General features: G+C 63.9%; 22 protein-coding genes. 12 read left to right on the top strand and 10 right to left on the bottom strand.

Translation table 11 applies throughout. The features are described from left to right. Nucleotides 1-134 precede the first annotated feature (134 nt). On the top strand, nt 135-1052 hold the full coding sequence (locus B9A15_RS08540) for a formate/nitrite transporter family protein (protein ID WP_084409613.1): 918 nt from the start codon (nt 135-137) through the stop codon (nt 1050-1052). Nucleotides 1053-1205: 153 nt separating this feature from the next. Here the strand turns inward: B9A15_RS08540 and eno are convergent, their stop codons facing one another. Beyond that, nucleotides 1206-2480 carry a phosphopyruvate hydratase gene (gene eno, locus B9A15_RS08545; protein WP_084409666.1) on the bottom strand — a complete coding sequence of 425 codons (1275 nt, stop codon included), beginning with the start codon at nt 2478-2480 and terminating at the stop codon, nt 1206-1208. 150 nt (nt 2481-2630) lie between these two features. Between eno and B9A15_RS08550 the strand changes: the two genes are divergently transcribed. Further along, nucleotides 2631-2855 (top strand): hypothetical protein, encoded by a 225-nt coding sequence (locus B9A15_RS08550; protein WP_084409614.1) that lies wholly within the window; start codon nt 2631-2633, stop codon nt 2853-2855. A 46-nt stretch (nt 2856-2901) separates the two neighbouring features. Here B9A15_RS08550 and B9A15_RS08555 read toward each other — a convergent pair whose 3' ends face one another. The 7 genes from B9A15_RS08555 to B9A15_RS08585 all read right to left on the bottom strand — a co-directional run bounded on the left by B9A15_RS08555 (nt 2902) and on the right by B9A15_RS08585 (nt 11717). Continuing rightward, nucleotides 2902-4539, bottom strand: coding sequence for an FGGY-family carbohydrate kinase (locus tag B9A15_RS08555; protein ID WP_084409615.1), 1638 nt, complete (start codon nt 4537-4539; stop codon nt 2902-2904). A 103-nt stretch (nt 4540-4642) separates the two neighbouring features. Continuing rightward, entirely contained in the window at nt 4643-6109 is a 1467-nt protein-coding gene (locus tag B9A15_RS08560; protein WP_084409616.1) for a mannitol dehydrogenase family protein, read from the bottom strand. Nucleotides 6110-6190: 81 nt separating this feature from the next. Further along, nucleotides 6191-7195: an ABC transporter ATP-binding protein gene (locus B9A15_RS08565; RefSeq protein ID WP_084409617.1), complete on the bottom strand. Its 1005-nt coding sequence runs from the start codon at nt 7193-7195 to the stop codon at nt 6191-6193. A 13-nt stretch (nt 7196-7208) separates the two neighbouring features. Further along, nucleotides 7209-8039 carry a carbohydrate ABC transporter permease gene (locus B9A15_RS08570; protein ID WP_084409618.1) on the bottom strand — a complete coding sequence of 277 codons (831 nt, stop codon included), beginning with the start codon at nt 8037-8039 and terminating at the stop codon, nt 7209-7211. Nucleotides 8040-8052: 13 nt separating this feature from the next. Then, complete coding sequence (locus B9A15_RS08575; protein WP_084409619.1) at nt 8053-8925, bottom strand: carbohydrate ABC transporter permease; 873 nt, start codon at nt 8923-8925, stop codon at nt 8053-8055. Nucleotides 8926-9205: 280 nt separating this feature from the next. Continuing rightward, nucleotides 9206-10531 carry an ABC transporter substrate-binding protein gene (locus B9A15_RS08580; RefSeq protein ID WP_084409667.1) on the bottom strand — a complete coding sequence of 442 codons (1326 nt, stop codon included), beginning with the start codon at nt 10529-10531 and terminating at the stop codon, nt 9206-9208. A gap of 223 nt (nt 10532-10754) precedes the next feature. Next, on the bottom strand, nt 10755-11717 hold the full coding sequence (locus B9A15_RS08585; protein WP_084409620.1) for a sugar-binding transcriptional regulator: 963 nt from the start codon (nt 11715-11717) through the stop codon (nt 10755-10757). Between the two features lie 146 nt (nt 11718-11863). Here B9A15_RS08585 and B9A15_RS08590 point away from each other — a divergent pair, with 146 nt between their 5' ends. The 7 genes from B9A15_RS08590 to B9A15_RS08620 all read left to right on the top strand — a co-directional run bounded on the left by B9A15_RS08590 (nt 11864) and on the right by B9A15_RS08620 (nt 17648). Next, entirely contained in the window at nt 11864-12931 is a 1068-nt protein-coding gene (locus tag B9A15_RS08590) for an ABC transporter substrate-binding protein (protein ID WP_084409621.1), read from the top strand. Beyond that, the gene (locus B9A15_RS08595) at nt 12928-13908 is read left to right on the top strand and encodes a P1 family peptidase (protein WP_084409622.1); all 981 of its coding nucleotides are present in this window, start codon (nt 12928-12930) and stop codon (nt 13906-13908) included. Before B9A15_RS08590 ends, B9A15_RS08595 begins: the two co-directional genes overlap by 4 nt. A gap of 128 nt (nt 13909-14036) precedes the next feature. Continuing rightward, nucleotides 14037-14357, top strand: a complete 321-nt coding sequence (locus B9A15_RS08600; RefSeq protein ID WP_139798280.1) for a hypothetical protein — start codon at nt 14037-14039, stop codon at nt 14355-14357. 7 nt (nt 14358-14364) lie between these two features. Then, complete coding sequence (locus B9A15_RS08605; protein WP_244556854.1) at nt 14365-15177, top strand: DUF2259 domain-containing protein; 813 nt, start codon at nt 14365-14367, stop codon at nt 15175-15177. 141 nt (nt 15178-15318) lie between these two features. Continuing rightward, a complete protein-coding gene (locus B9A15_RS08610; RefSeq protein WP_084409624.1) occupies nt 15319-15630 on the top strand; it encodes a hypothetical protein in 312 nt (103 codons plus the stop codon). 390 nt (nt 15631-16020) lie between these two features. Next, entirely contained in the window at nt 16021-17352 is a 1332-nt protein-coding gene (gene purB, locus B9A15_RS08615; protein WP_084409625.1) for an adenylosuccinate lyase, read from the top strand. 110 nt (nt 17353-17462) lie between these two features. Next, complete coding sequence (locus B9A15_RS08620) at nt 17463-17648, top strand: hypothetical protein (RefSeq protein ID WP_084409626.1); 186 nt, start codon at nt 17463-17465, stop codon at nt 17646-17648. A 39-nt stretch (nt 17649-17687) separates the two neighbouring features. Here B9A15_RS08620 and B9A15_RS08625 read toward each other — a convergent pair whose 3' ends face one another. Beyond that, nucleotides 17688-18134, bottom strand: a complete 447-nt coding sequence (locus B9A15_RS08625; RefSeq protein WP_084409627.1) for a BLUF domain-containing protein — start codon at nt 18132-18134, stop codon at nt 17688-17690. A gap of 409 nt (nt 18135-18543) precedes the next feature. After that, nucleotides 18544-19314, bottom strand: coding sequence for an endonuclease/exonuclease/phosphatase family protein (locus tag B9A15_RS08630; protein ID WP_084409628.1), 771 nt, complete (start codon nt 19312-19314; stop codon nt 18544-18546). Nucleotides 19315-19605: 291 nt separating this feature from the next. Here B9A15_RS08630 and cls point away from each other — a divergent pair, with 291 nt between their 5' ends. The 3 genes from cls to B9A15_RS08645 all read left to right on the top strand — a co-directional run bounded on the left by cls (nt 19606) and on the right by B9A15_RS08645 (nt 25746). Further along, nucleotides 19606-21054: a cardiolipin synthase gene (cls, locus tag B9A15_RS08635; RefSeq protein WP_244556855.1), complete on the top strand. Its 1449-nt coding sequence runs from the start codon at nt 19606-19608 to the stop codon at nt 21052-21054. A 65-nt stretch (nt 21055-21119) separates the two neighbouring features. Continuing rightward, nucleotides 21120-21683: an RBBP9/YdeN family alpha/beta hydrolase gene (locus tag B9A15_RS08640; RefSeq protein ID WP_084409630.1), complete on the top strand. Its 564-nt coding sequence runs from the start codon at nt 21120-21122 to the stop codon at nt 21681-21683. Between the two features lie 559 nt (nt 21684-22242). Then, nucleotides 22243-25746: an indolepyruvate ferredoxin oxidoreductase family protein gene (locus tag B9A15_RS08645; RefSeq protein ID WP_084409631.1), complete on the top strand. Its 3504-nt coding sequence runs from the start codon at nt 22243-22245 to the stop codon at nt 25744-25746. The last annotated feature ends 28 nt before the right edge of the window (nt 25747-25774 follow it).

Raw genomic sequence — 25774 nt, forward strand, 5'->3', positions numbered from 1 at the left:
GCTCTTTTGTGCGGCGCGTCATTATGACCGCGATCTTTTGAAACCTCTCACGTCTGACCCAGTTTGCCTCTAACAGCGGGTTGGCTGGCTCTTAGTTCTCCGGTTGCCCGTCTCCTCTCGACAGTGGCAGGTTTATGAACAGCGAGAACAGCGGCGACGCGCGGAAAGGCGAAGCCAAAGGCAATCAACGGCTCCACGCCAGCAATGTGACCGAGCATCGCATCGAGCATGAAGGCTCGACGCTCACCCGGAGTGAACTCGAAGAAGTCGACCATCGCATGAAGCTGAGGCCGCTCGCGGTCTATGAGATCGTACGCCAGGAAGGCGAAGACGAGCTCACCCGGCCCAATCGCAGCCTTCTGTGGTCGGGCCTCGCGGCCGGCCTTTCGATCGGCTTCTCGGTCTGGACGCAAGCCGCCCTGCGCGCCTATCTGCCGGATGCCCCGTGGCGTCCGCTTGTGGAATGCTGGGGCTATGCGGTGGGCTTTCTCATCGTCATTCTCGGCCGTCAGCAGCTGTTCACGGAAATCACATTGACGGCCGTCCTGCCGGTTCTCGCCCGCACGAAGTTACGCGGCTTCATCGCCATTGCCCGGCTCTGGGCGATCGTCTTCTTCGCCAACATGGTGGGAACGGCGATCTTCGGATATGGCATCGCCTCGGATGTCCTCAACACACCGGACATCACAGCGGCCGCGCTCGAAGTGTCGCGAAAGGCGATGGAGCCCGACTTTCATTTCATGCTGTTGAGAGGCGTAGCGGCTGGCTGGCTGATGGCGACGGTGGTCTGGCTCCTGCCGTCGGCCGATAAATCGAGCTTCGCGGTGATCGCGCTCCTGACCTATCTGATCGCGCTGTTTCATCTCGCCCATGTGGTGGCGGGCTCGGTCGAAGCTTTTGCCCTGGTCTTTGCCGGAGAAATGACGCTCGCCCAAGCCGTCTTCGGCTTTCACATTCCCGCACTCATTGGCAATGTCCTTGGCGGCGCGGCGCTCTTTGCTCTGATCAGCTATGGGCAGGTCGCCGACGAGCTCGACGAGAGAGGGAACTGACGGTTCGCGGCAAAACAGTACCGGCCGAGGCGCCAAGGCCCCGGCCGGTTCAGGAATGCGGAACGCATAGAAGAACCGCTCAAACGCACAATCGTCACGCGACATAGACCTACGGCCACCGGCCGAGACCGGAGGCCGTCTGCATCAGATTATTCAGCCGCGCAGGATCGACGTGCCGGCATAAACGGCCTGGCTGCCCAGTTCTTCCTCGATGCGCAGGAGCTGGTTGTATTTGGCGAGCCGGTCGGAGCGGGCGAGCGAGCCGGTCTTGATCTGCCCGCAATTGGTCGCGACGGCGAGATCGGCGATGGTGGAATCCTCGGTTTCGCCCGAACGGTGGGACATGACCGCCGTATAGCCGGCGCGATGAGCCACATTGACCGCATCGAGCGTCTCGGAGAGCGAGCCGATCTGATTGACCTTGACGAGGATCGAATTGGCAACGCCCTTCTTGATACCCTCCCGCAGACGCTCGGAATTCGTCACGAAGAGATCGTCGCCGACGAGCTGCACCTTGCCGCCGATCTGGTCGGTCAGGGTCTTCCAGCCCTCCCAGTCGTCCTCGGCCATGCCGTCCTCGATCGAGATGATCGGATAGGCAGAAGCGAGCTCGCCATAATAGGCCGCCATGTCGTTCGGCGAGAGCTTGCGCCCTTCGCCGGCGAGATCATAGACGCCGTCCTTGAAGAACTCGGTCGAGGCCGGATCGAGGGCGATATAGATGTCGTCGCCCGGACGGTAGCCAGCCTTCTCGATCGCCTTGACGACGAAGTCGAGCGCTTCCTTGGCCGAGCCGAGATTGGGGGCAAAACCGCCCTCGTCACCCACATTGGTGTTGTGGCCAGCCTCTTTCAGCATCTTCTTCAGGGTGTGGAAGGTCTCGGCGCCCCAGCGCAGCGCTTCCGAGAAGCTCTCCGCGCCGACCGGCATGATCATGAATTCCTGAAAATCGATCGGATTGTCCGCATGGGCGCCGCCATTGATGATGTTCATCATCGGAACGGGCAGGACATGGGCCGAGGGGCCGCCCACATAGCGATAGAGCGGCAGGCCCGAGGCCTCGGCCGCCGCCTTGGCGATGGCGAGCGAGACGCCGAGAATGGCATTGGCGCCGATCCGGCTCTTATTGTCGGTCCCGTCGAGATCGGAGAGCGAGGCGTCGATCATCAGCTGATCCTCGGCCTCCATGCCGATGATCTCCTCGGCGATCTCATTGTTGACCGCATCGACCGCCTTGAGGACGCCCTTGCCCATATAGCGCTCGTCGCCGTCGCGCAGCTCGACCGCCTCATAGGCGCCGGTCGAGGCGCCCGAAGGAACGGCGGCGCGGCCCATGGAGCCGTCCTCTAGAATCACGTCGACCTCGACGGTGGGGTTGCCCCGGCTGTCGAGAATTTCGCGTCCAATGATGTCGATGATCGCGGTCATGGGATGAAGCCCTCCAGCTTGATGGATGCGCATCTTGCGTCGAAGGTCTCATAGAGGATCGATGCCCGGCTGAACAGCGCCCCACCGGGAACCTCGCCGCCGGTTTTCGAATTAGCGAAATGATCCCATCGAACAGAAGGGACGAGCCCGATGAAGACAGTGACATTCGAGAAAGACGGTCCGGACACGATCGTGCGGATCAACGGAACGATCATCGGCCGGCTGACCGGCGAAGAGCATCAACGCAAGCTGCAATGGCGCGCCGGCCAGGACCTCGACGCCGAAAAGGTCGAGGCCTTCGATCTCGGCTATGGCGACAGCGACCGCTCGGAAAACGCCGTCACCCGCGAATTGAAGAAGGCTGGATTTCTGTAAGCCTCCCCGGAGGCTCCGGCTCCGGGCGCTCGGCCGCTTCGTGCCGTCAGCCGGTAAGCGTGGCGGTCAGGCGGCGGACCTCGCGTTCGGCGGCCTGGAGCACCTGATAGGCCGCGTATTTCGCCTCATGATAGGCCGCCTCCCCGATGGCGGGCTCGATCGCCTCCGCCGTCCGGCACATGGAGGCAGCGGCCGAGGCGAGATCGCGATAGGCGCCACCGGCAACGGCACCGAGCATCGCGCTGCCGAGGAGGACCGGCTCTGGCGTCTTCGGCAGGGCGACCCGGCAGCCGGTGGCATCGGCGAGAATCCGGCGCAAAAGCGCCGAGCGCGATGCCCCGCCCGAGACGACGAGCGTTTCGACGCAAATGCCCTTCTCCCGATTGGCTTCGACGATCTGCCTTGTGCCGTATGACAGGCCGCAGAGGCCGGCGACGAAGAGGCGGACGAGGCTGTCGACGCTTGCATCCAGGGTGAGGCCGCACAGAAGCGCGGTCGATGCCGGATCGCCATGGGGCGAGCGATTGCCGAGAAATTCCGGCAGGATGTCGAGCTTGGCGCCGAGACGGGCGGCGGCCTCCAGCGAGCCCGCCATATGCAAGGCTTGCGCTTCCAGGAAATCGAGCAGCGGCAGGGATCGGGATGCTGCGAGGCGCTCGGCCTCGGCCCGGGCCGGATGCAGGGCGACCAGATGATCGAGGGCGGCGCCATAGGCCGACTGGCCTCCTTCGAGGAGCCAATAGCCGGGGATCATGGCGCTGTAATAGGGTCCCCAGACGCCCGGCACGAAGACCGGCTCGCGGGTCAGCGTCATGGTGCAGGAGGAGGTGCCCATGATGAAGGCGAGTTCGCCGGTCGGATCGAGGGCCCCGCCCCTCTCGCTTTTGCCGCCCAGCGTCCCGACCCCGCCGGCATGGGCATCGATCAGCGAAGCGCCGACGGGCGTTCCCGCCAGGAGGCCGAGATCGACCGCCGCCGTCTCGGTCAGGCCATCGGCAAGCGGCGTCGCGATATCGACGACCTCGGTGCCGATCCGCCGAAAATCCTCGGCGGCAAGCTCTTCGAGCCCGATCGTTCGAAAGAAATCGGGATCGAAGCGCCCTTCATGGGCGAGATAGGTCCATTTGCAGGTCAGCGTGCAGAGCGAGCGGGCAAGGCTGCCGGTCGCGCGGTAGGAGAGATAATCGGCGAGATCGAAGAAATGGCCGGCTTTGGCGAAGGTCTCCGGCCGATGGCGCTTCAGCCAGAGAAGCTTCGGCGCCTGCATTTCCGGGGAGATCGCCCCGCCAACATAGTCGAGGACCGCGTGGCCGGTGGCATTGATCTCGGCCGTTTCGGTGAGCGCGCGATGATCCATCCAGCAGATGACGTTGCGCTCCGGCGCCCCCGACGGGCTCACCGTCAAAGCCCCTCCCGCCGGATCGATGACGACCAGCGAGCAGGTCGCGTCGAAGCCGAGACCCTTGACCGCCTCCGGAGGTATGGAGGCCATTTGCAGAGCCTCGCGGACGCTTTCGCAGATCGCCTGCCAGATATCCTCGGAGGAATGCTCGGCAAAGGCGCCATCCTCGCGCCAGAGCCGGATGGGTCGGCGCGCACTCGACAAAAGCGTGCCCCTCGCATCGAAGAGGCCGGCCCGGGCGCTGCCCGTCCCCACATCGACGCCGAGATAAACGCCTGCCATCGCCGCTCCCCATCCTCGCGGAAGCGACCTAGCCGATTTCAGCGCAGGAGGGAAACGGCCACGACAAACGATGCGGGATTAGAGGAGAAACGCCGAGCGCGGCTCAATCCCCGAGATAGACCTTCAATGTTTCCGCCGTGCCCTTTTCGCTCAGCATGGCGAGCCACTTCGCAAAGGGCTCGGCAAAACGCGGCTCGTCCTTCAGCGTGCCGTAGACCTCGGTCATGGACAGCCAGGCCGAGGGGTCGCTCTCGGCCGCCCGCGCCTTTTCGACGAGGCGATCCCAATTCGGATCGTTCGGCTCGATCACGCGGCCGGAATCGGTGATGCCCCGGCAATAGCGGCACCAGAGCGCCGATTCGAGCGCGAGACCGCTCGGCTCCCGGCCCGCCTTCAGATTGTCGAGGATCGAAGGGACGATGAATTTCGGCTGACGGTTCGATCCGTCCAGGCAAAGCCGGCGGATCGTGTCGCCGATTTTTGGATTGGCGAAGCGGCGTTTGATGAGGTCGAAATAGTCCGACAGATCGGTGTCCGGCACCGGCGGCACGATCGGCAGGATATCGTCGCGCTCGACCTTTTCCAAGAAGCGGGCGACGAGATCGGTCTCCATCGCCTCATGGACGAAATGCACGTCCATCAGGCCCGCCGGATAGGCGATGATCGCATGGCCGCCATTGAGGATGCGGATCTTCATGGTCTCGTAGGGAGACACGTCGGGGACGAACTGGACGCCGACCTTTTCCAGCGCCGGCCGGCCTTGCGGAAAATCGTCCTCCAGCACCCATTGCTTGAACTCTTCGCAATAGACCGGCCAGGCATCGTCGATGTCGAAGGTCTCGGCGCAATGAGCGATCTCGCGCTCGCTCGTCGCGGGCGTGATCCGGTCGACCATGCCGTTCGGAAAGGCGACATTCTGATCGATCCAATCGGCAAAATTCGGATCGGAGAGGCGCATCGTGCCGACGACGGCCGCGCGGGTGACCTTGCCGTTATGGGGGATGTTGTCGCAGCTCATCACCGTGAAGGGCGCGATTCCCGCCTCCTGGCGTCGCTTGAGACCGGCACCGATGAGGCCAAAAACTGTCTTCGGGTTCGCCGGCCGGGCGCCGTCCTCGGCGATCGCCGGGTGGCTCGGATCGAAGTGCCCATCGGAATCGACGAAATAGCCGCCCTCGGTGACCGTCAGCGAGACGATGCGGATCGCCGGATCGGCGAGCCGGCCGATGATGGCCGGGCCGTCGCCGACGGGCATCATGTCGATCATCGGACCGGTCACGCGAGCTGCCGTGCGCTCGTTGTCCTGCTCGACAACCGTGGTGAGGTAGTCCTGCCCGGCAAGTTTTTCGCGCATGGCGGCATCGGACGGCATGACGCCGGCGCCGACGATCGCGAAGTCATGGCCTTCGCCCTTTTCGAAGAGGTCATCGAGATAGACGGCCTGATGAGCCCGATGAAAATTGCCGACACCGAAATGGAGGATGCCGGCTTTCAGCCCGGTGCGGTCGTAGGACGGCGTCTCCGCCTTCGAGATCGTCGAGAGATTGTCCTGGTTGAGCCTGACGGTCATGTCTGTCTCCTGATGGCATGCGCGGGCCGCCCGGCCGTAACGGCGGGAGCGCGCCCTTGGACGAGGGTCACTGATGGGCGATCAGCGGATCGCCAGGCCCTTGTCGTCGAAGCGATGGATCTTGTCCGCTTGCGGCGTCAGATAGACCGTGTCGCCGTAATGGACGGGAAATTCGCCATCGGCGCGCACCGTCAAGGGCTCGGGATGAAGAGCCGTCTCCACATGGAGGAAGGTGTCGGAGCCGAGATGCTCGGAGACCTTCACCGTGCCTTTCCACATCCCCTCGCTGGTCGATAGAGCGATATGTTCGGGCCGCACGCCGATCGTCGCCGCATCGTGTTTCTTCGCCTCGGCCCCGGTGAGGAGGTTCATCTTCGGCGAGCCGATGAAACCGGCGACGAAGGTGTTGCGCGGACGCGAATAGAGTTCGAGCGGCGAGCCGACCTGTTCGATATGGCCGGCATGGAGCACGACGATCTTGTCGGCCATGGTCATTGCCTCGACCTGATCGTGGGTCACGTAGATCATCGTCGTCTTGAGGCGCTGATGCAGCTCGGAAATCTCCAGCCGCATGCCAACGCGAAGCGCCGCATCGAGGTTCGACAAGGGCTCGTCGAAGAGGAAGGCAGCGGGCTCGCGCACGATCGCCCTTCCGATAGCCACACGCTGGCGCTGGCCGCCCGACAACTGGCCGGGGCGCCGGTCGATATAGTTGTCGAGATTGAGGATCTTGGCGGCGTTGGACACGCGCTTGTCGATCTCGGCCTTGTCCATCCCCGCCATCTTCAGCGGGAAGGCGATGTTCTTCCTCACGCTCATATGGGGATAGAGCGCATAGGACTGGAACACCATGGCGAGCCGGCGCTTGGCCGGCGGCAGTTCGGTGGCGTTGGTTCCATCGATGGTGATGTCGCCGGAGGTGACGTCCTCAAGCCCTGCGATCAGGCGCAGAAGCGTCGACTTTCCGCAGCCCGAGGGCCCGACGAAGACGACGAATTCGCCATCTTTGATGTCGAGGTCGAGCTCGGGGATGATGACCGCCTCGCCGAACGCCTTGCGGACCTTTTCGAGCCGAATGGCACCCATGATGAGTCACTCCCTACTTGACGGCGCCGAAGGTCAGGCCGCGGACGAGTTGCTTCTGGCTGAACCAGCCGAGGATGAGAATGGGGGCGATCGCCAGCATCGAGGCCGCCGAGAGCTTGGCGTAGAAATTGCCCTGAGGGGATGAGAAGGAGGCGATGAACGCGGTGAGCGGCGCCGCGTTCGACGTCGTCAGATTGAGCGTCCAGAACGCCTCGTTCCAGGCCAGAATGATGTTGAGAAGAACCGTCGAGGCGATGCCCGGCACCGCCATCGGTGCGAGGATCTGGGTGATCTCCTGGCGCAGGGTCGCCCCGTCCATGCGGCCCGCTTCCAAGATCTCGCCGGGGATTTCCTTGAAATAGGTGTAGAGCATCCAGACGATGATCGGCAGATTGATCAGGAAGAGCACGACGATCAGGCCGAGCCTCGAATCGAGCAGCCCGAAATTGACGAAGAGCAGATAGATCGGGATCAGCACGCCGACGGCGGGCAGCATCTTGGTCGAGAGCATCCAGAGGAGGATGTCCTTGGTGCGCGGGGTCGGCGAAAAGGCCATCGCCCAGGCGGCCGGAATGGCGAAGAGGAGACCCAGCGCCGTCGAGCCGAGCGACAGATAGATCGAATTCATCATGTAGTGGAAGTAGTTCGACTGCTCGTAGATCGTCGCATAGTTCTCCGTCGTCCAGTCGAAGAAGAGGAATTGCGGCGGGATCGAGATCGCCGTCAGTTCTGATTTGAACGAGGTGAGAAAGGTCCACAGGATCGGGAAGAAGATCAGGAGACCGACGGCCCAGGCTAGGACCGTCATGCCGATCTTCCGACGTTGGGTGACGCGGCGTGCCATGATGGACCTCCTTCTAAGCGTCGAGATTCTTGCCGATGAGGCGGACAAGGAAGATGGCGACGATATTCGCGAGGATGACCGCCACGATGCCGCCGGCCGAAGCCGCGCCCACATCGCCGAAGGAGATCGCCTGCTGATAGACGAGATAGGTGAGGTTGGTGGACTGGGAGCCCGGCCCGCCATTCGTCGTCACCAGGATCTCGGCGAAGATCGACAGGAGGAAGATCGTCTGAATCAGGATGACGACGGTGATCGCCCGGCTCATATGCGGCAGGGTGATGTACCAGAAGATGGACAGCGCCCCGGCTCCGTCCATCTCGGCCGCCTCCTTCTGATCGGAGGAGAGCGACTGAAGCGCGGTGAGCAGGATCAGCGTCGCGAAGGGCAGCCACTGCCAGGCGACGATGATGATGATCGACAGGAGCGGAACCTCGGTCATCCAGTCGATCGGCTGCAAGCCGATGGATGAGAGAAACTGGCCGATCACGCCATAGACCGGGTTCATCATCATGTTCTTCCACACCAGCGCGGCGACCGTCGGCATGACGAAGAAGGGCGCGATGACCAGAAGCCGGACTACGTTGACGCCGTAAAAATCCTGATCGAGGAGGAGCGCCACCAGAATGCCGCCCCCGACGGTGATGCAGAGGACGCCGACGACAAGGATCAGCGTATTGACCAGCGCGGCGGAAAAGGTCGGGTCGGAGAGGAAATAGCTGTAATTGTCGAAGCCGACGAAGGGCGTCGAGATCGGATTATACAGGCTGTAGCCGAGCGTCGAATAATAGAGCGTCATGGCGAGTGGAACCGCCATCCAGATCAGCAGCGCTATGACCGAGGGGGCCATCATTGCGCGGGCCGCGCTCTTGGTATGCGTCGTCGCCATGACGTGTTTCCTCCCTCTGCGCGGCCTTTATCGGCTCAGGGCGCAGCATTCGACGAAAACGTTCAAACGGTCGGGGCGTTGGGAAGCGGGACGGATCGCGCGGAACGCGGTAGAGGACCAGCCCCATCGGGCGGTCGCCTGGCGATCCTTGAGGGTTGCGCGCATCGCACCAACCTCGCGCTCTCTGGCACGGGGCGATACGCGCCGGTCTCTCGGCCCCTCCTCCCGAACGGCCGGGGGACGGGGCGACGGGAAACCGCCGCCCCGCCCTGTCATGTTCTTACTTGATGTAACCCGCGCGGGTCATCTCGCGGGTCGCGATCGCCTGGGCCTGTGACAGCGCCTGGTCGACCGTGGCCGAACCGGACAGCGCCGCCGCCATCTGCTGGCCAACCGCCGTACCGATGCCCTGGAATTCGGGGATCGCCGCGAATTGGAGGCCGTAATAAGGCTTGTCCTCGGTCGGCGAAGGATCGGCATGGTTGATCGCGTTCAGCGTCGCATCGGCGAAGGGCGCCGCGCTCGTATAGTTCTCATTGTTGTAGAGCGAGGTGCGGGTGCCCGGAGGCACGTTCGCCCAGCCTTCCTTCTCGGCGACGAGCTCGAGATACTCCTTCGAGGTCGCCCAGCCGATGAAGGTCTGCGCGGCTTCCGCCTTCTCCGACGAGGCCGGGATCGCCAGCGACCAGGCCCAGAGCCAGTTGAAGCCGTCATTCGGGCAGTTCTCAGTGCCGCAAGGCGCTGCGCCGAACCCGACCTGATCGGGCACCTGGCTCTGCTTCGGATCGGTCACGAAGGACGCGGCGACCGAGGCGTCGATCCACATGGCGCATTTGCCTTGGCCGAACAGCGAGAGATTCTCGTTGAAGCCGTTCGAGGCCGCGCCCGGAGGGCCATATTTCTGCATCAGATCGACATAAAGGGTGATGGCCTTCTTCCAGCCTTCGCTCTCGAACTGGGGCTGCCAGTTGGCGTCGAAATAATTGGCGCCGAACTCGCGGGCCATATTGCCCAGGAAGCCCATATTCTCGCCCCAGCCCGGCTTGCCGCGCAGGCAGATGCCGTAAATGCCGGCATCCTTGTCGGCGGTCTTTTCCGCCGCTTCCGCGATGAAATCCCAGGTCGGCTTTTCGGGCATTTCCAGCCCGGCCTTCTCGAAGAGGTCCTTGCGATAGAGCGTCAGAACGCTCTCGGCATAGAAGGGCGCGGCGTAAAGCGTGCCGTCGACCGACAGGGCCGAGCGGATCGGCGGAATCAGATCGTCATAGTCGTAATTGTCGCCGAGGCTGTCGAGCGCCTTCAGCCAGTCTTGCTTGGCCCAGATCGGGACCTCGTAGGTGCCGATGGTCATGACGTCGAACTGCCCGCCATTGGTGGCGATGTCCGTCGTCACGCGCTGGCGGAGCATGTTCTCCTCCAGCGTCACCCAGTTCACCTTGATGTCGGGGTGGGCTTCTTCGAACACGCTCGTCAGACCCTGCATGCGGATCATGTCGGAGTTGTTGACCGTGCCGATGGTGATGGTCGTCTGCGCCCCGGCCGTACCGGCGGTGGCGGTCAAGACGACGAGCGACGCGGCTCCCGCCAGCATCGTCGAAATCTTCATGATGTCCTCCCGGCTCACGAATGAGCAATTGTCCATTGCACGGGCAAAATCTCACCGATTTCATCACCTGTCAAACCAATTGACGGTGATCGGACCAAGATTCTGTTGTGCAATGCACGCTTTGCGGCGCAACCGGAGCCCCATGATCCCGCATTCGGCGCGACCACCTGCCGGTTACTTTAACGATCTAGGATGATGACTGTCCGCGTCGACTCTGGAGCGCTCAGGCGCCCTCGGCGATGAGCCGTGCCGCCGTCGCCTCGTCGGTAATGAGGCCGTTGACGAGGCGGCCGCGCATCGCCGCCGCCATCGCCGGGGTCTTGCCCGGCCCCATGGCGACGGCGATGACGTCGGAGGCTTCGACAGACGGGATGACGGCGCTCGCCACCCGGTCGTTCAAGCCGCATTCGATCAGCCGTCCATCGCGGTCGAAGACCCAGCCGACGATCTCGCCGACCGCGCCGGCCTTGAGGAGTTCGTCCTGTTCGAGCGCGGTGATGAAGCCATCCAGGACGAGCGGCGCATTGGCGTCCACCTCGCCGACACCGACAAAGGTCACCTGGGCCGTCGCGGCCAGATGCAGCGTCGCCTCGACCACCTTCTGGCGATGAAGGAGATCGCGCTCCTGCGGCGAGGAGACGACCACGGGCAGCGGCATCGGATAATGTGGCGCTTTCACCTTATCGGCCATGGAAAAGATGACGTTATAGACCGAAGCGGACCCGTCCGGCGCGATATTGCCGGTCAGCGAGACGATGCGATGCTGGGGACAGCTCATCGGGGATAGATTCTCGACCGCCGCCTTCAATGTGCGTCCGGTGCCGAGCGCGATGACCGTCGGGGCATCTCGCTTCAGCCAGCGCTCCATCTCGCCGGCGCAGGCCTCCGCGATGCCGAGGGTCGTTGATGTCGAAGTCGGATCGGATGGAACGACCTCGGCGAATGTCAGACCGAAGGCCGATTTCAGCCTTTCGGCAAGATCGAGACAGGCGGCGATCGGATGGTCGATGCGCACGCGCACGAGGCCAGCGCTGACCGATAGCGAGACGAGCCGTTGGGCCGCTTGGCGCGAAATGCCGAGCTTGGCCGCGATCTCTTCCTGGGTGTTGCCGGCGACGTAATAGAGCCAGCCCGCCCGGGCCGCCTCGTCGAGCCGCGTCGTGTCGTCCTCCCTGATACGCGCCATCGCCCGGACCTCCTTGAGAGCCATCGTTTAGGCCGAAGCGGGAAGCGCTGGCAACATGGGGGGCGTCGTGGCCGCATCTCTCGTTTCAGACGGATCCGATCGGGAGCGCCGTTCTCATCGAAGGCGCGAATCGGTATGGTCCATCTATGAAGCGCTTCGCCCTCGCCCTTGCGGCCCTCCTCATCGCCTCGCCCGGCCTTGCTCAGGCCCGGATCGGCATCGCCGCGCCCTTGACCGATTCCGCCGCCCTTCTCGGCGAACAGATCGAGGCCGGCGCCAAGGCGGCCGCGGACACGGCCGGCGTCGAGACCGTGACCGCCGACACCGCTTGCACGTCTGAAGGCGGCAAGGCGGCGGCCGAACGGCTTCTGGCTGAGGGCGCGTCGATCGTCATCGGCTTTCTCTGCACCGAGGCGATCGAGGCGGCGCTGCCGATCCTGACCGGAAAAGGCGTGCCGGTCATCGATGTGGGCGTGCGTGCCAACCGGCTGACCGACCGGCGCGAGAGAAGCGGCCAGCTTGTCTGGCGCGTCGCGCCGCGTTCGGACGCCGAAGCGACGGCGATTGCCGAGAGCGTCGCGACACGCTGGTCGGACGAGCCCTTCGGATTCATCGAAGACGGCTCGATCGCCAATCGCGCCTTGACGGATACGGTCCGCAGGCTCCTCGGCGACAAGGGACTTCAGCCCTCCCTGATGGACAATTACCGTCCGGCCGAGGAAAAGCAGTTCGGTCTTGCCCGGCGTCTCCAGCGCTCGGGCGTCACACGCTTCGTGATCGCCGGGGACCGGCCGGATATCGCCGTCATCCTGCGCGATGCGGCCGAACTTGGGCTTGATCTTGAGGTGATCGGCGGCGAAAGCCTGATGGACGAGACCAGCGTCGACCAGCCCTTAGGCGACGGCGTTATCGCTGTCCTGCCGCCAATGCGCTTCCCGGCACTCGTGGAGACGCTGGGAGACAAGGCTCACGGCTACGCGGGCCCGGCCTATGCGAGCGCCGAGATCGCCGCCGAGGCGCTCGCCTTGGCAGAGGAAAGCGACCGGTCCCTTGCCGATATCCTGAACGGCGAGACCTTCGAGACCGTGCTCGGTCCCGCCCGCTTCGACGAAAAGGGAGACTCCGGCCTCCTTGAGTGGCGGCCCTATGTCTGGACCGGCGAGGATTTTGCGCCGCTCGCGGATCAGGCTGCGCACGGTGGTTCGGATCGATGATTGCGCCGCGAAGCGGGCCGCGCAACCATATTCTCGACATTGCCGGTCTCAGCATCGGCCATGCCGAGGACGAGCGCGTCAAATCGGGCTCGACCGTCCTCCTCTTCGACGAACCGACCATCGCCTCGCTCGCCGTTCTCGGCGGCGCGCCCGGTACGCGCGAGACCGATCTTCTGGCGCCCGAAAACACGGTCGCCGGCGTCGATGCCCTGGTGCTCTCCGGCGGCTCGGCCTTCGGCCTCGAAGCGGCATCGGGCGTCATGGCGCGCCTCGCCGAGACGGGACGCGGCTTTGCGGTCGCCGGCGCCCGCGTGCCGATCGTTCCCGCCGCCATCCTCTTCGATCTTGCCAATGGCGGAGCGAAGGATTGGGGTGCCACCCCGCCCTATCGCGAACTCGGCTATCGCGCCGCCTCGCAAGCGGGAGACGATACGCGCCTCGGCCGCGTCGGCGCCGGTTTCGGGGCTCGAACGGCTTGCGGCATCGGCGGCCTTGGCTCGGCTTCGATGGTGCTGGAGAATGGCGTGACGGTCGCCGCCCTCGTCGCCGTCAACGCCGTCGGTTCACCCTTGATGGGAGACGGTCCGCACTTCTGGGCCGCGCCTTTCGAGATCGGCACCGAATTCGGCGGCTTCGGCCTGCCATCGCAGCTGACACCCGATCTCGCCAGCCCCCGCACGAAATTCGACGCGGCGCCCGGCGCCAATACGACGATCGGGATCGTCGCGACCGATGCCGTTCTCGACAAGGGCGCGGCCAAACGCCTGGCGATCGCCGGCCATGCCGGGCTCGCCAAGGCGATCTTTCCCTCGCACACGGATTTCGACGGGGACCTCGTCTTTGCGGCGGCCACGGGGCGCTCGCGCGTAGCCTTCGACCCAAGAGATCGCGCCTCGGTGCTTCTCGGGGCGGCAGCCGCCTCGACCATGGCCCGCGCCGTCGCGCGTGGGGTCTTTGCGGCAAGACGGACCGGTTGATCGGCCGGCCTTACCGGTCTCGGCAAAAAACCGGTTCATCACGACCAATCCCCCCGAAGGAATCGGATTGGCGGGATCGACGCCCCGTGTCATTCTCCCCCGCGCCGTTTTCCTTCGAGGACCCTTCGATGTCGCTTCGCGCGTCCTGCCTTGCCTTTTCCCTCGCCGCGATCACCCTTGCCCCGGCGCCCGCTTTCGCCGAGGACGACCTGCCCTTCCTCGGGCGCTGGGACTGCGAAGTGGCCGAATTCACCTTCACCCCCGACACCTACAACAACGGCTCGGACGATCTTCCCATCCTCGAGATTCAAGAGGGCACGGACGGCAGCTACACGCTGTTCTTCGACGACGACTACGCCATCACCCTTTCCGGCTTCACCGGCGATACGATGGGTTGGTACTCGCTGGCGAGCGGCGACGCCTTCAACTGCACGCGCCTGTCGGAGTGAAGAGAGGGTGCCGGCGCTTCAGGATCAGGCCTCGGGACACAATGGCCGTGGTGCTTTTGGGCGACGCGCGCTTGAGCCGCTTGGGCGCCTCTTCGCTTTGCCGCTGATCCTGGGGTCCCTGATCATGGCCGGGCCGGCGCGCGCTGGCGACATCGCCCTGCTGGAATCCCTCGGCTTTTCCGAGGCTGGCGACGTCTTCGCCTTTCAGCAATCGGGCGTCGAAGACGGGTCGGGCTTTCCATACGCGGAGATTTTCTTTCTCGACCTCAAATCCGACCGGTTTCTCGAACCGTCCCCGATCAGGGTCCGGCTCAATCAAGACGGCGCCTTGGTGGGCGACGCGGTCGCCGAGGCACGCGCGGCGGCGGCCGACCTCTTGACCCGGACCATGCCGGACAAGCGCAACGGCCATGTGGTCCTCGACAATCCGCCGACGGACTTGTCGAGCGACGGCAAGGCCGCCCGCTTCGTCGCCCGGCCGGTCCTGCCGCCGATCGACGAGCCAGTGGAATTGCGATTGGAGACCTTTCCGCTTGAAGGCCCTGAGATCTGCCAGGACATCGGCAGGCCGGTGATGGGCTACCGCATCGTCAAACTGGCCCTCGAACCCGGTCAGAAGGCGAGCGTCCTGCATGAAGACACCGCGATTCCCACCTCGCGCGGCTGTCCGCTCGATTATGCAATCCGCCAGGTCCGGGTCTACGAAAAGCCCGGGGGCGGTTTTGCAGCCGTCGCGATCATCGCGGTCCAATCCCACGGCTTCGAAGGGCCCGACATTCGCTATATTGCCAATCCGGTGCCGATGCCGGCCACTCCTTGATGCTACGCCGCCGAAGCTGACGCTTCGAACCAAGCGTCGTGCCGAGTGTTCTAGCGCTACCCCCCTTGGGGGATGCGGGCGCTTGCCGCAAAATTCTAGGTCTCTCTGCGTCAACGATCCTGAAACAGAGACATCGCTCTTATGAAAATTCCCAACAGTCTTGCCGGTCTTTCTTCGGCTGCCCTTTTCCTGTCCATCGCTCTTGCCGCGCCGACGCAGGCGCAAGGCTGGAGCAGCCCATGCTGGGAAAAGGCTCAGAACCGCGTCGCTGCGAAAGTGGCCTCGCAGGTCCAGAACGCACAGGGCATCTGCCAGAACGCGCGAGCCTCCAAGACCATGTACGAAATGCTCCTGCGTGAGGCGAGAAAATGCGGTGTCCCGCAGGCCGGCATTAACGAATTGCAGGCGATGATTAACCAATCGGCCGCAGCTGCGCGCGGATCATGCATGTGAACCTGCCACCGGATCGGCTCTGACCCGTCCGACACCATCGGGTGCGGCCAGAGCCCATGGCAGTTGCTTCGAACGGCGTATATCGAGGGCTCGGCACTCGGATGCAGGACATTCGCATTCATCGCGCTCGTCATGCTTCAAGCTCCGTCCCGGGCATCCAGTGCGCCAAGGAAGCCACTCTTTTTTCAGGCGTTTCTGGATTCTCGGTACGGGGACCGAGAAGGACGATGCGTTGAGGGTATCGGCTTTGCAATCGGTCGCGATCTGCGTTTGAGCGCAGTGCCGTGCACTCTGCTGTCCCCCATATCCTGGCTGCCAACTCACATTGAGGCTTTCCCCGCCCTCTGCTAGAGGGCAGGCCACCCCTCGACACTGTGACGGAAGCCGCCGATGATCCCCCGCTATGCCCGCCCCGAAATGGTTGCCGTCTGGTCGCCGGAGACGAAGTTCCGCATCTGGTTCGAGATCGAGGCCCATGCCTGCGACGCCCTGGCCGAGCTCGGCGTCATCCCCAAGGAGGCCGCCAAGACCATTTGGGAAAAGGGCGGCGCGGCGACTTTCGACATCGATCGCATCGACGCGATCGAGCGCGAGACCAAGCACGATGTCATCGCCTTCCTGACCCATCTGTCGGAAATCGTCGGGCCCGATGCCCGTTTCGTGCATCAGGGCATGACCTCCTCCGACGTGCTCGACACCTGCCTCAACGTCCAGCTGACCAAGGCGACGGATCTTCTCCTCGCCGATCTCGACGCCCTGCTCGCCGCTCTGGAAAAGCGCGCCTTCGAGCATAAGGACACGGTCACGATCGGCCGCTCCCATGGCATCCATGCCGAGCCGACCACCTTCGGCATCAAACTCGCCCAGGCTTATGTGGAGTTCCAGCGCTGCCGCGAGCGCCTCGTCAACGCCCGCGAGGAGATCGCGACCTGCGCCATTTCCGGCGCCGTCGGCAGCTTCGCCAATATCGATCCGCGCGTCGAAGAGCATGTGGCCGAGGCCATGGGGCTGAAGCCCGAGCCGGTCTCGACCCAGGTCATCCCCCGCGATCGCCACGCCATGTATTTCGCGACGCTCGGCGTCATCGCGTCTTCGGTGGAGCGGCTGGCGACGGAAATCCGCCATCTCCAACGCACCGAGGTTCTGGAAGCTGAGGAGTTCTTCTCCAAGGGCCAGAAGGGCTCGTCGGCCATGCCCCACAAGCGCAATCCGGTGCTGACCGAAAATCTCACCGGCCTTGCCCGCATGGTGCGTTCCTATGCCATGCCGGCCATGGAAAATGTCGCGCTCTGGCACGAGCGGGACATCTCCCACTCTTCCGTCGAGCGCTATATCGGCCCGGACGCGACGATCACGCTGGACTTCGCCCTCGCCCGCCTGACCGGCGTCGTCGAAAAGCTTCTCGTCTACCCCGAGCGCATGACAGGCAATATGGACCGGCTTGGCGGCCTCGTTCACTCCCAGCGCATCCTGCTCGCCCTCACCCAGGCCGGCGTTTCGCGCGAGGACGCCTATCGCCTCGTCCAGCGCAACGCCATGAAGGTGTGGGAGAGCTACCATGTGGCAGGCTCGGCGACGGTCGACTTCCTCGAAGAACTCCTGAAGGACGAAGAGGTCCGCGCCGCGCTTTCGGAAGAGGAGATCCGCGCCCGCTTCGACCTCGGCTATCACACCAAACATGCCGATACGATCTTCACCCGCGTCTTCGGGCGTGCGAGCTGAGATAGGCTTGCTGCAACTTCCTGGCGGGAACCGATCACCTCGTTCGATGGTTGGCTAGCTATAAGGGATAGGGACGACGAGCCCTATTCCACCGCCGTCTAGGGAGGAACATGATGACCCCGCGTATCGGACCCAGTCTCGAAAAAGGGCGCAGCAAGGCGGTTTCCTTGATCCTGTTGGGTGTGACCGTCGTCTTCGTGGTGACGCTTCTCGTTGTCGGCGTTCCCGGCGATCAGACCGCAACCGATTCAGCCTTCGAGCCCCATATGGAGGCGAACAGCGGCTCCCAGTCCTGAACCCCTTCCAGTATCGTTGCTGTCGAAAAGGCAGCAGTCTCACCGAACGGCGGAAACCTGCGTCACCGCCTCATCCGAGCCGCCGCGCGGCGTTGCCGACAGAGCCGCCAATCCACCCGCGAAGCGATGGGCGCGATGAACATAGGCCGGGTCGGAAATCCCTTTAGACTGGGCGATCGCAATCGACTGAATCGCTATGTCGAGTGGGTCCATCAGGCCAATCCGAAAGGTCTTGAAGCTGCGCTCGCTAATCCTCGTGCGAGAGACAAGCAACACGTTCGAATGACGCGTGTCGGACGAGATTCGTTCGAAGAGATCATCGACCCGCTCGTCGCCCTCGACGATCTGGGTGACGACACCGTCTCGAAAAGCGATGATGCCGCAGATATCACGATCGCGATTGCGGCGGCAGGCTGCCTCCATGACGGCTTCGAACATGCTGCGGTCCATGGCCGGCGCCAGGCTCGTATAACAGATATGCCGCATCCGCCCCGCCCTTCGCAAAGTGCCGCCTGGAAGCCGGCGTCACTGAGCATTAAGCTTTCCGTGATTGTTCGCGCCTGTCAAGAACCCACTTGAAAAGAACTTGGACGAAACAGTCGTAATTTTGATTTTCACGCTGCATCGGAATAGATCATGCATGATTATTCGAACAGAAATCTCGCCAAGCGGTCTTTTTGCTCAGTTTTTATGAATTAATGCCCTTTGGGAAACATAGCAATCATCTTGCACAGACTGGAAGTCCGCCCTGATCTTTCAAATTTCGCCAATCATATCATTCACATAAAGCGCCCTCCGCCCCCGGCTTTCCGGATCGCATCTCAGTCCCTTGGCCACCGCTCAAGGCCGCTGATCCGACAGCTGTCCCAAAGGCCAGAACCCGCGAGAACGCGCCTTACTCCCGTCCCGACGCCAGCTGCTCCACCAGTTCGATGAACAGCATCTGGTGGTCCGAATAGGGCTGGTCGACGACGGTGATTTTGGCGCGCTCGGCCAGCGTCTTCGACATCAGGCAGGTGTCGAGCGCGGCGCGGTAGGGACCGAGGCGGAAGGTCGGCTCCAGGCCGCGATTGGCGTGGATGAGTTGACCGCTCTTCAAGAGCGGCAGGAGCTCGCGTTCGCCGCGAAAGACGTTGAAATCGCCGACGAGGATGGTTGGCCCCTCCTCTTCCCCGATCCAGTCCGCCAGCTCCACGATCTGGCGGCTGCGCACGCGGAAGGCCAAGGAGAGATGGACGACGAGAATGCGCACCCCATCGATCCGAATCTCATGGACGAGCTTCTTCTTGCCGTCCTGGAGATAGCGGTCGCGGGCGACGACCTTGCGCTTGGCGAGGAAGGCGTTCGACTTGCCATGAGAAAGGTTCAGCCGCCCAGGGCGCCGGTCGAGACCATATTTTCCATGGGCTTCGGCATGAATGAAGCTCTTGCCCTGAAGGCGCGGAAACTGATCGTAGAACCGATTGGTGATCGAGCCGCGATCGACCTCGACGAGACAGCAGAGATCGGGATCGAGCCGCGAAATTGTCGCCGTCAGCTGGGCGATGCTCTCGGTCTGAACCCGCAAGGGCGTATAGACATGATGATGCCAGCGGCCGATGTGATGACGGATCGAGCCATTTATGGCGCGCAGATATCCGAGATTGGCATAGACGATGCGGGTCATGGCGTCTCGTTGGAAAGCAGTCTGGGCTCCGGCGAGCTGAAGGCAGGGCGTTGCGGCGCGCAGCCGTATGCCCGGCCCTCAAATGGGGCAATGGCGCTATTCGTCATCGCCCCGAAAGTCGCAAACCGAAACACCGCCCCATGCGTCATCAACGGATGTCCAGCGCAAAAGCCGACGCTCTTACCCCTTAAGCTCGGCCTCTCCGCGCCTTAGATGGCCTGAAGCGGCGTGCGTCGATTGGAAAGAGGACCGCATGCCGAGGGGACGACGACCGGAAAGGGGCCGGCGAGGGTGGACTTCTTCAATTCCGACATGGTGCATACCGGCTTCAAGATCGCCGGTTGGGCGATCGTCTTTGGCGGCCTCGTCTATATCCCCTTTCGCCGCTCGCCGACGGCGGCGCAGGCCTGGATTCTGCTTTTCTTCTTCCTGCCCTGGGTCGCCCTGCCGCTCTATCTCGTCTTCGGCAATGCGCGCCATCCCAAATGGCGGCGCGAGCGGATCACGCGCCTGCCCGCCATCCTCGAACGCACGATCGCGGAGATTTCCCATCGCTCGCCCACCGGCGTCGATGTCCTGAAGACCCGTCATCGCATCACCGCCCGCCTCGTCGAGCGCATCGGCCATCTGCCGCCCGTCCATGGCAATGAGATCGATCTCGATGGGGACTATAATCGCGTCGTCGACAGGATCGCCGCCGATATCGATCGAGCCGAGCACCACGCCCATCTCTGCTTCTACATTCTGCAGGACGACGAGGCGGGCAACCGCGTTCTCAGAGCCTTGGAGCGGGCCTCCGCGCGGGGCGTCAAATGCCGCCTTCTGGTGGACGCGGTCGGCTCCTCCATCGACCGCCATCGCATTCGCCGCCGCATGAAGAAGGCAGGCGTCGAGATGCATCTGATCTTGCCTTGGCGCTTCTTGAACGGCGCGACGCGGCTCGATCTGCGCAATCACCGCAAGATCGTCGTCATCGACGGCAAGATCGGCTGGGTCGGCTCCCAGAACATGCACCGGATCGAATACGAGCCGAAGACCTTCTATCGCGAATTGATGGCGCGGGTCACCGGGCCGGTCGTTCTCGAACTTCAGGCGATCTTCGTCGGCGACTGGTTTCTGGAGACCGAGGAGGATATCGGCAGCGCCGACATCCTGCCCCATGAGACGACGCGCGAGGCGGCGGTCGGCTCGGGCACGCTGCTTCAGGTCATGCCGACCGGGCCGGATTTCCCCGATACCGGCGTCGACGTGCTCTTCACCGATCTGATCCATACGGCGCGGCGCAAGATCGCCCTCGCCACCCCCTATTTCGTGCCGAATGAAGAGCTGCTCAACGCGCTGAGCACGGCGGTCGCCAAGGGGGTCGACGTCGACCTGTTCCTCACCGGCACGACCAACAGCCTTCTGATCGATCTCGCCCAATCCTCCTATTACGAGGACCTTCTGGAAGCGGGCGTGAAGGTCTATCTCTATCGTGAGCGCTTCCTGCACGCCAAGCACCTCTCCATCGACGAGGATATCGGCATCATCGGCTCCTCGAACATGGACCGCCGCTCCTTCGAGTTGAATTCGGAGGTGACCCTCGTCGCCTATGACAAGGCGGTCGTCGACAAGCTGCGGACGATCGAGCGGGATTATCGCTCGAAGTCTCGCCGGCTTTCCCTTGAGGACTGGCGTCAACGGGGCCTGACGCGCCAGATCGCCGAGAATGCGACACGCCTCATCAGCCCGCTGCTCTGACATATCGCGCCCCACACGCAAGAGCCGATGTTGACAAGGGCCGAACCGCTGTCCAACTGAACGCCATGCGCGTTGCAGAAGCCGATATCCTCATCATCCCCGGCTACAAGGGGTCGCCCGACAACCACTGGCAGACCCGGTGGGAGCGCAAGCTCTCGACGGCGCGGCGGGTGCCGCAGGCCGAATGGTCCAAGCCCGTGCGCGAGGACTGGGCGGGCTCCGTCGCCGAAGCGATCGACGCCTCGACGCGGCCGGTCATTCTGGTCGCCCACTCGCTCGGCGTCGCGGCCGCCATTCATGCGCTGGAAAAAGCTGAAAAGCCCGTCGCCGGAGCCTTCTTCGTGGCGCCGCCGGATGTGGAAAATGCCGCGATCCGGCCGAAGCATCTGATGACCTTCGGTCCCTATCCGCGCGAGCCTCTGCCCTTCCCTTCGATCGTCGTCGCCAGCCGCAACGACGTCTTCACCTCATTCGAGGCGGCCGAGGACATTGCCGGAGCCTGGGGCTCCCTCTTCATCGATGCGGGCGAGGCCGGCCATATCAATGGCGAATCCGGCCACGGCCCCTGGCCGGAGGGCCTCCTCACTTTCGGCAAATTCATGAGCCGGCTGAAGGCGGACGGGTCATAAAGCTCGTTGGATTTGTTCCGACGGCGTCAGATGGAAACGGCTGACGATTGACCGAAGCGTTGAAACCGCTCGTCATCCTCGGCCCGACAGGGCCGGGGACCCATGCCTCGAAGGCTGCTTACATCCACAAACGATTGCGGCCTGCTGCTTCGCTTGACGCATTTCCTCGACCCGAATGCCGCTCTGATGGTGATGGCATGGTCCCCGCACTCTTCGAGTGCGAGGATGACGAAGCGTCGGGGGGATCGCTCTTACCTTTGAGCGCTGCAGACACTGCAAACATTTATGGAATGACCCAGTAGAATTAGAGCGTCGGACGATAAGTCAGGATCGCCCGACGCTCTGTAACTCTCTGATAACCCGCCGGGTTGTCGAAAAACCGGTATACACTTTTTCGCCCGGCGCTCTCATCGACGCCCAGAATACCATCAAAAATTGCACCTTACAGGATTTACCCCACTTCGGGTCGTATTCTCCTTCCCTTGTCAGCCGCTTGTGACATAAGTTCTGCAAGGTTCGGTCGCAGCATTGAGACCATCGACAGTGGAAGGACAATTGCTTGGTTTCAAAGGCCATCCTGACTGAGAAATATACGCAGGAGACCGGCCGTGTCTTCATGACGGGCACCCAGGCGCTGGTGCGCCTGCCGATCGTCCAGATGCGCCGGGACCGGGCGGCGGGCCTCGACACCGGCGCCTTCATCTCGGGCTATCGCGGCTCGCCGCTCGGCGCTTATGACCGCCAGCTCACTTCCGCCCGCGCCCATCTCGATCGGCTCGACATCGTCTTTCAGCCCGGCATCAACGAGGATCTGGCCGCGACGGCCGTCTGGGGCAGCCAGCAGCTTCATCTCTCAGCTGGGGCCCGCAAGGACGGGCTCCTCGGGATTTGGTACGGCAAGGGTCCGGGCGTCGACCGCTCGGGCGACGTCTTCCGCCACGCCAATGCGGCCGGAACGGCGCCGAAGGGCGGCGTTCTGGCGCTTGCCGGCGACGATCACACCTGCAAATCCTCCACCATCCCGCATCAGTCCGACCACGCCTTCATGGCGGCGATGATGCCATACCTCTATGCCGCCTCGATCCACGACTTCGTCGAGGCCGGTCTTCTCGGCATCGCCATGTCGCGCTTTTCCGGCTGCTGGACGGGCTTCAAGGTGATCTCCGAGACGGTGGAGACGACGGGGATCGTCGATCTGGCCGGCGAAGCGCGGGCGATCTGCCTGCCGGAAGATTTCGCGATGCCGCCCGGCGGTCTCGGCCTCAGATGGCCCGACGCGCCCCTCGACCAGGACGACCGGCTCCACCGGTTCAAGATTCCCGCCGCCCTCGCCTTTGCCCGCGCCAACCGTCTCGACCGCGAGACGATCCGACCGAACCAGCGACGTTTCGGCATCGTCGCTTCCGGTAAGGCCCATGAGGATGTCCGCCAGGCGCTCGCCGAGCTTGGCCTCGGGCGCGAGGAGGCGAAGGCGATCGGCCTCAGCCTCTACAAGGTGCTGATGCCCTGGCCGCTCGAACCGGCCGGCATGAACGCCTTTGCCGAGGGGCTGGAGGAAATCCTCGTCGTCGAGGAGCGGCGCGACGTCATTGAAGGTCAGCTGCGCCAAATGCTGTACTCTGCGCCGGCCGATCGCCGCCCGCGCCTCTCCGGCAAAAGCGATCCAGACGGTCAGCCGCTCGTCTCCTCCTCAGCAGGCCTCAGCGTTCAAAGCGTCGCCGAGGCCATCGCCGCCCGGCTTCTGCGCCTCGATCTGCCGGACGGGCTCGCGGCATCGATCCGGGGCGGGCTCGCCCGGCTTGCCAAAGCCGAAGCCCGGATCGCGGAAGACCCCTCGCCGATCGCCCGCCGTCCGCATTTCTGCGCCGGCTGCCCGCACAATATCTCGACCCGCGTGCCGGACGGCTCCAAGGCGATGGCCGGCATCGGCTGTCATTACATGTCGATCTGGATGGACCGCGACACCGAGACCTTTACCCAGATGGGCGGCGAAGGCGTGCCCTGGACGGCGATTTCACGCTTCACGGACGAAGCCCATCGCTTCGTCAATCTGGGCGACGGCACCTATGTCCATTCGGGCAGCCTCGCCGTGCGCCAGGCGGTCGCTTCCGGCGCGACCATGACCTTCAAGATCCTCTATAACGACGCCGTCGCCATGACCGGCGGCCAGCCGATCGACGGCAATCTGACGCCGGCCGCGATCACCCATCAGATGGCCCATGAAGGGGTCGGCGCCATCCGCCTCGTCACCGACACGCCGGAGGCTTATGCGCCGGCCGAACTCGCCGCCGGGACGACGATCCATCATCGCGACGAGATCGATGGCGTGATGGAGGCGCTGGCGAAGACGGATGGCGTCTCGATCCTTCTCTATGTCCAGACCTGCGCGACCGAGGCGCGGCGGCGGCGCAAGCGCGGCCTCGAGAAGGCCCCGCAGACCCGCGTCTTCATCGATCCGGCGATCTGCGAGGGGTGCGGCGACTGCTCGGCCCAGTCCAACTGCATTGCCATCGAGCCGCTCGAGACCGAGATGGGCCGCAAGCGCCAGATCAACCAGTCGCTCTGCAACAAGGATCTGTCCTGCCTCAAGGGCTTCTGCCCGGCCTTCGTCACGCTGGAGGGGGCCGAGGTGAAGCGCCCGGCCGTGCGCAGCGCGCCCGATCTCTCCGACCTGCCTCAGCCCATGCTTCCAGCGCTTGGAGGCGGTTTCGACATCGCCGTGACTGGCGTCGGCGGCACCGGCGTTCTGACGATCGGCGCGATCCTTGGCCTCGCCGCCCATCTGGACGGCAAGGGCGCGCTCATTCTCGACATGGCGGGACTGGCCCAGAAGGGCGGCGCGGTCCTGTCTCACGTTCGGCTCGGCGAAAAGGACGACAATCTTTCAAGCCCCCGCATCGCACCGGGTCGGGCCGATCCTCTGATCGCGGCCGATGCCGTCGTGGCTGCCGGGCGCGAAGGGGCGATCCTCTGCGATCCGAGCCGCACCGAGGGGATCGTCAATCGTAATGTCGCCCCGGTCGCCGACTTCGTCGGCGATCCCGATTTCGACTTCCGCACCGCGAGCGTCCTGAAGCGCCTGGCGAACCAGCTTCGCGATGGCGGCCGCGTCCAGGATTTCGCCGGCCTCGCCCGTAAGCTCTTCGGCGACGAGATCGCCGCCAATATGATGATGCTCGGCTTTGCCTGGCAGGCCGGTCTCCTGCCCTTGAGCCACGCGGCGATCGAGGGGGCGATCGCCGCCAATGGGGTCGCCGTCGAGACGAACCAAGCGGCCTTCGCCTTCGGCCGCCACCTGGCCCATCGTCCCGATGAGGCTTTGGCGACGGTCGGCTTGGATGCGCCGGCCCGAAGCCTTGCCGTCATGAGCATCGAAGAGATCCGCGCCCATCGGGAGGACCATCTTTCGGCCTATCAGGGCCCGGCGCTCGCAAAGCGATACCGCACCCGCATCGAGCGATTGGACGCGGCCATCCTGCGGGCCGGCATCGAGCGGCCCATGCGCGAGGAGATCACTCGCGCGGCCGCCATCAACTATGCCAGGCTTCTCGCCTATAAGGACGAATATGAGGTGGCGCGCCTGATGACCCGTCCGGAGGCGAAGGCCATGCGCGATGCGGCCTTCACCGGCACGCGCTCGCTCGCCTTCCACCTGGCGCCGCCATTCCTCGGAGGTCACGACGCCAGCGGGCGAGCGAAAAAGCGGGCTTTCGGCGCCTGGACCCTGCCATTTCTGAAGCTTCTCGCTCGGATGAAACCCTTGCGCGGGACGCCCTTCGATCCCTTCGGTCCCATGGCCGAGCGCAGGGCGGAACGGGCGCTGATCGCCGCCTATGAAGCCGATCTCGACCTCGTCGAAGCCGCGCTGAGCCGCCCCCTCTCTGACACGGCGATCGCGATCATCGCCGATCTCCTGCGCCTTCCCGAGACCATTCGGGGCTTTGGCCCGGTCAAGGGCGAGGCGATGGCCAAGGCGGACGAGCAGCGCAAGCGGCTCCACGCCCGTCTGGAGGCGGGTCTCTCGCGCGCCATGCCTGAAGAGAGCCCGCGCCGGGCAGCCTGAACGCCGAGAAAGGCCGGATGGAGGAAGA

This window comes from Fulvimarina manganoxydans (assembly GCF_900176465.1).
Classification (GTDB): Bacteria; Pseudomonadota; Alphaproteobacteria; order Rhizobiales; family Rhizobiaceae; genus Fulvimarina; species Fulvimarina manganoxydans.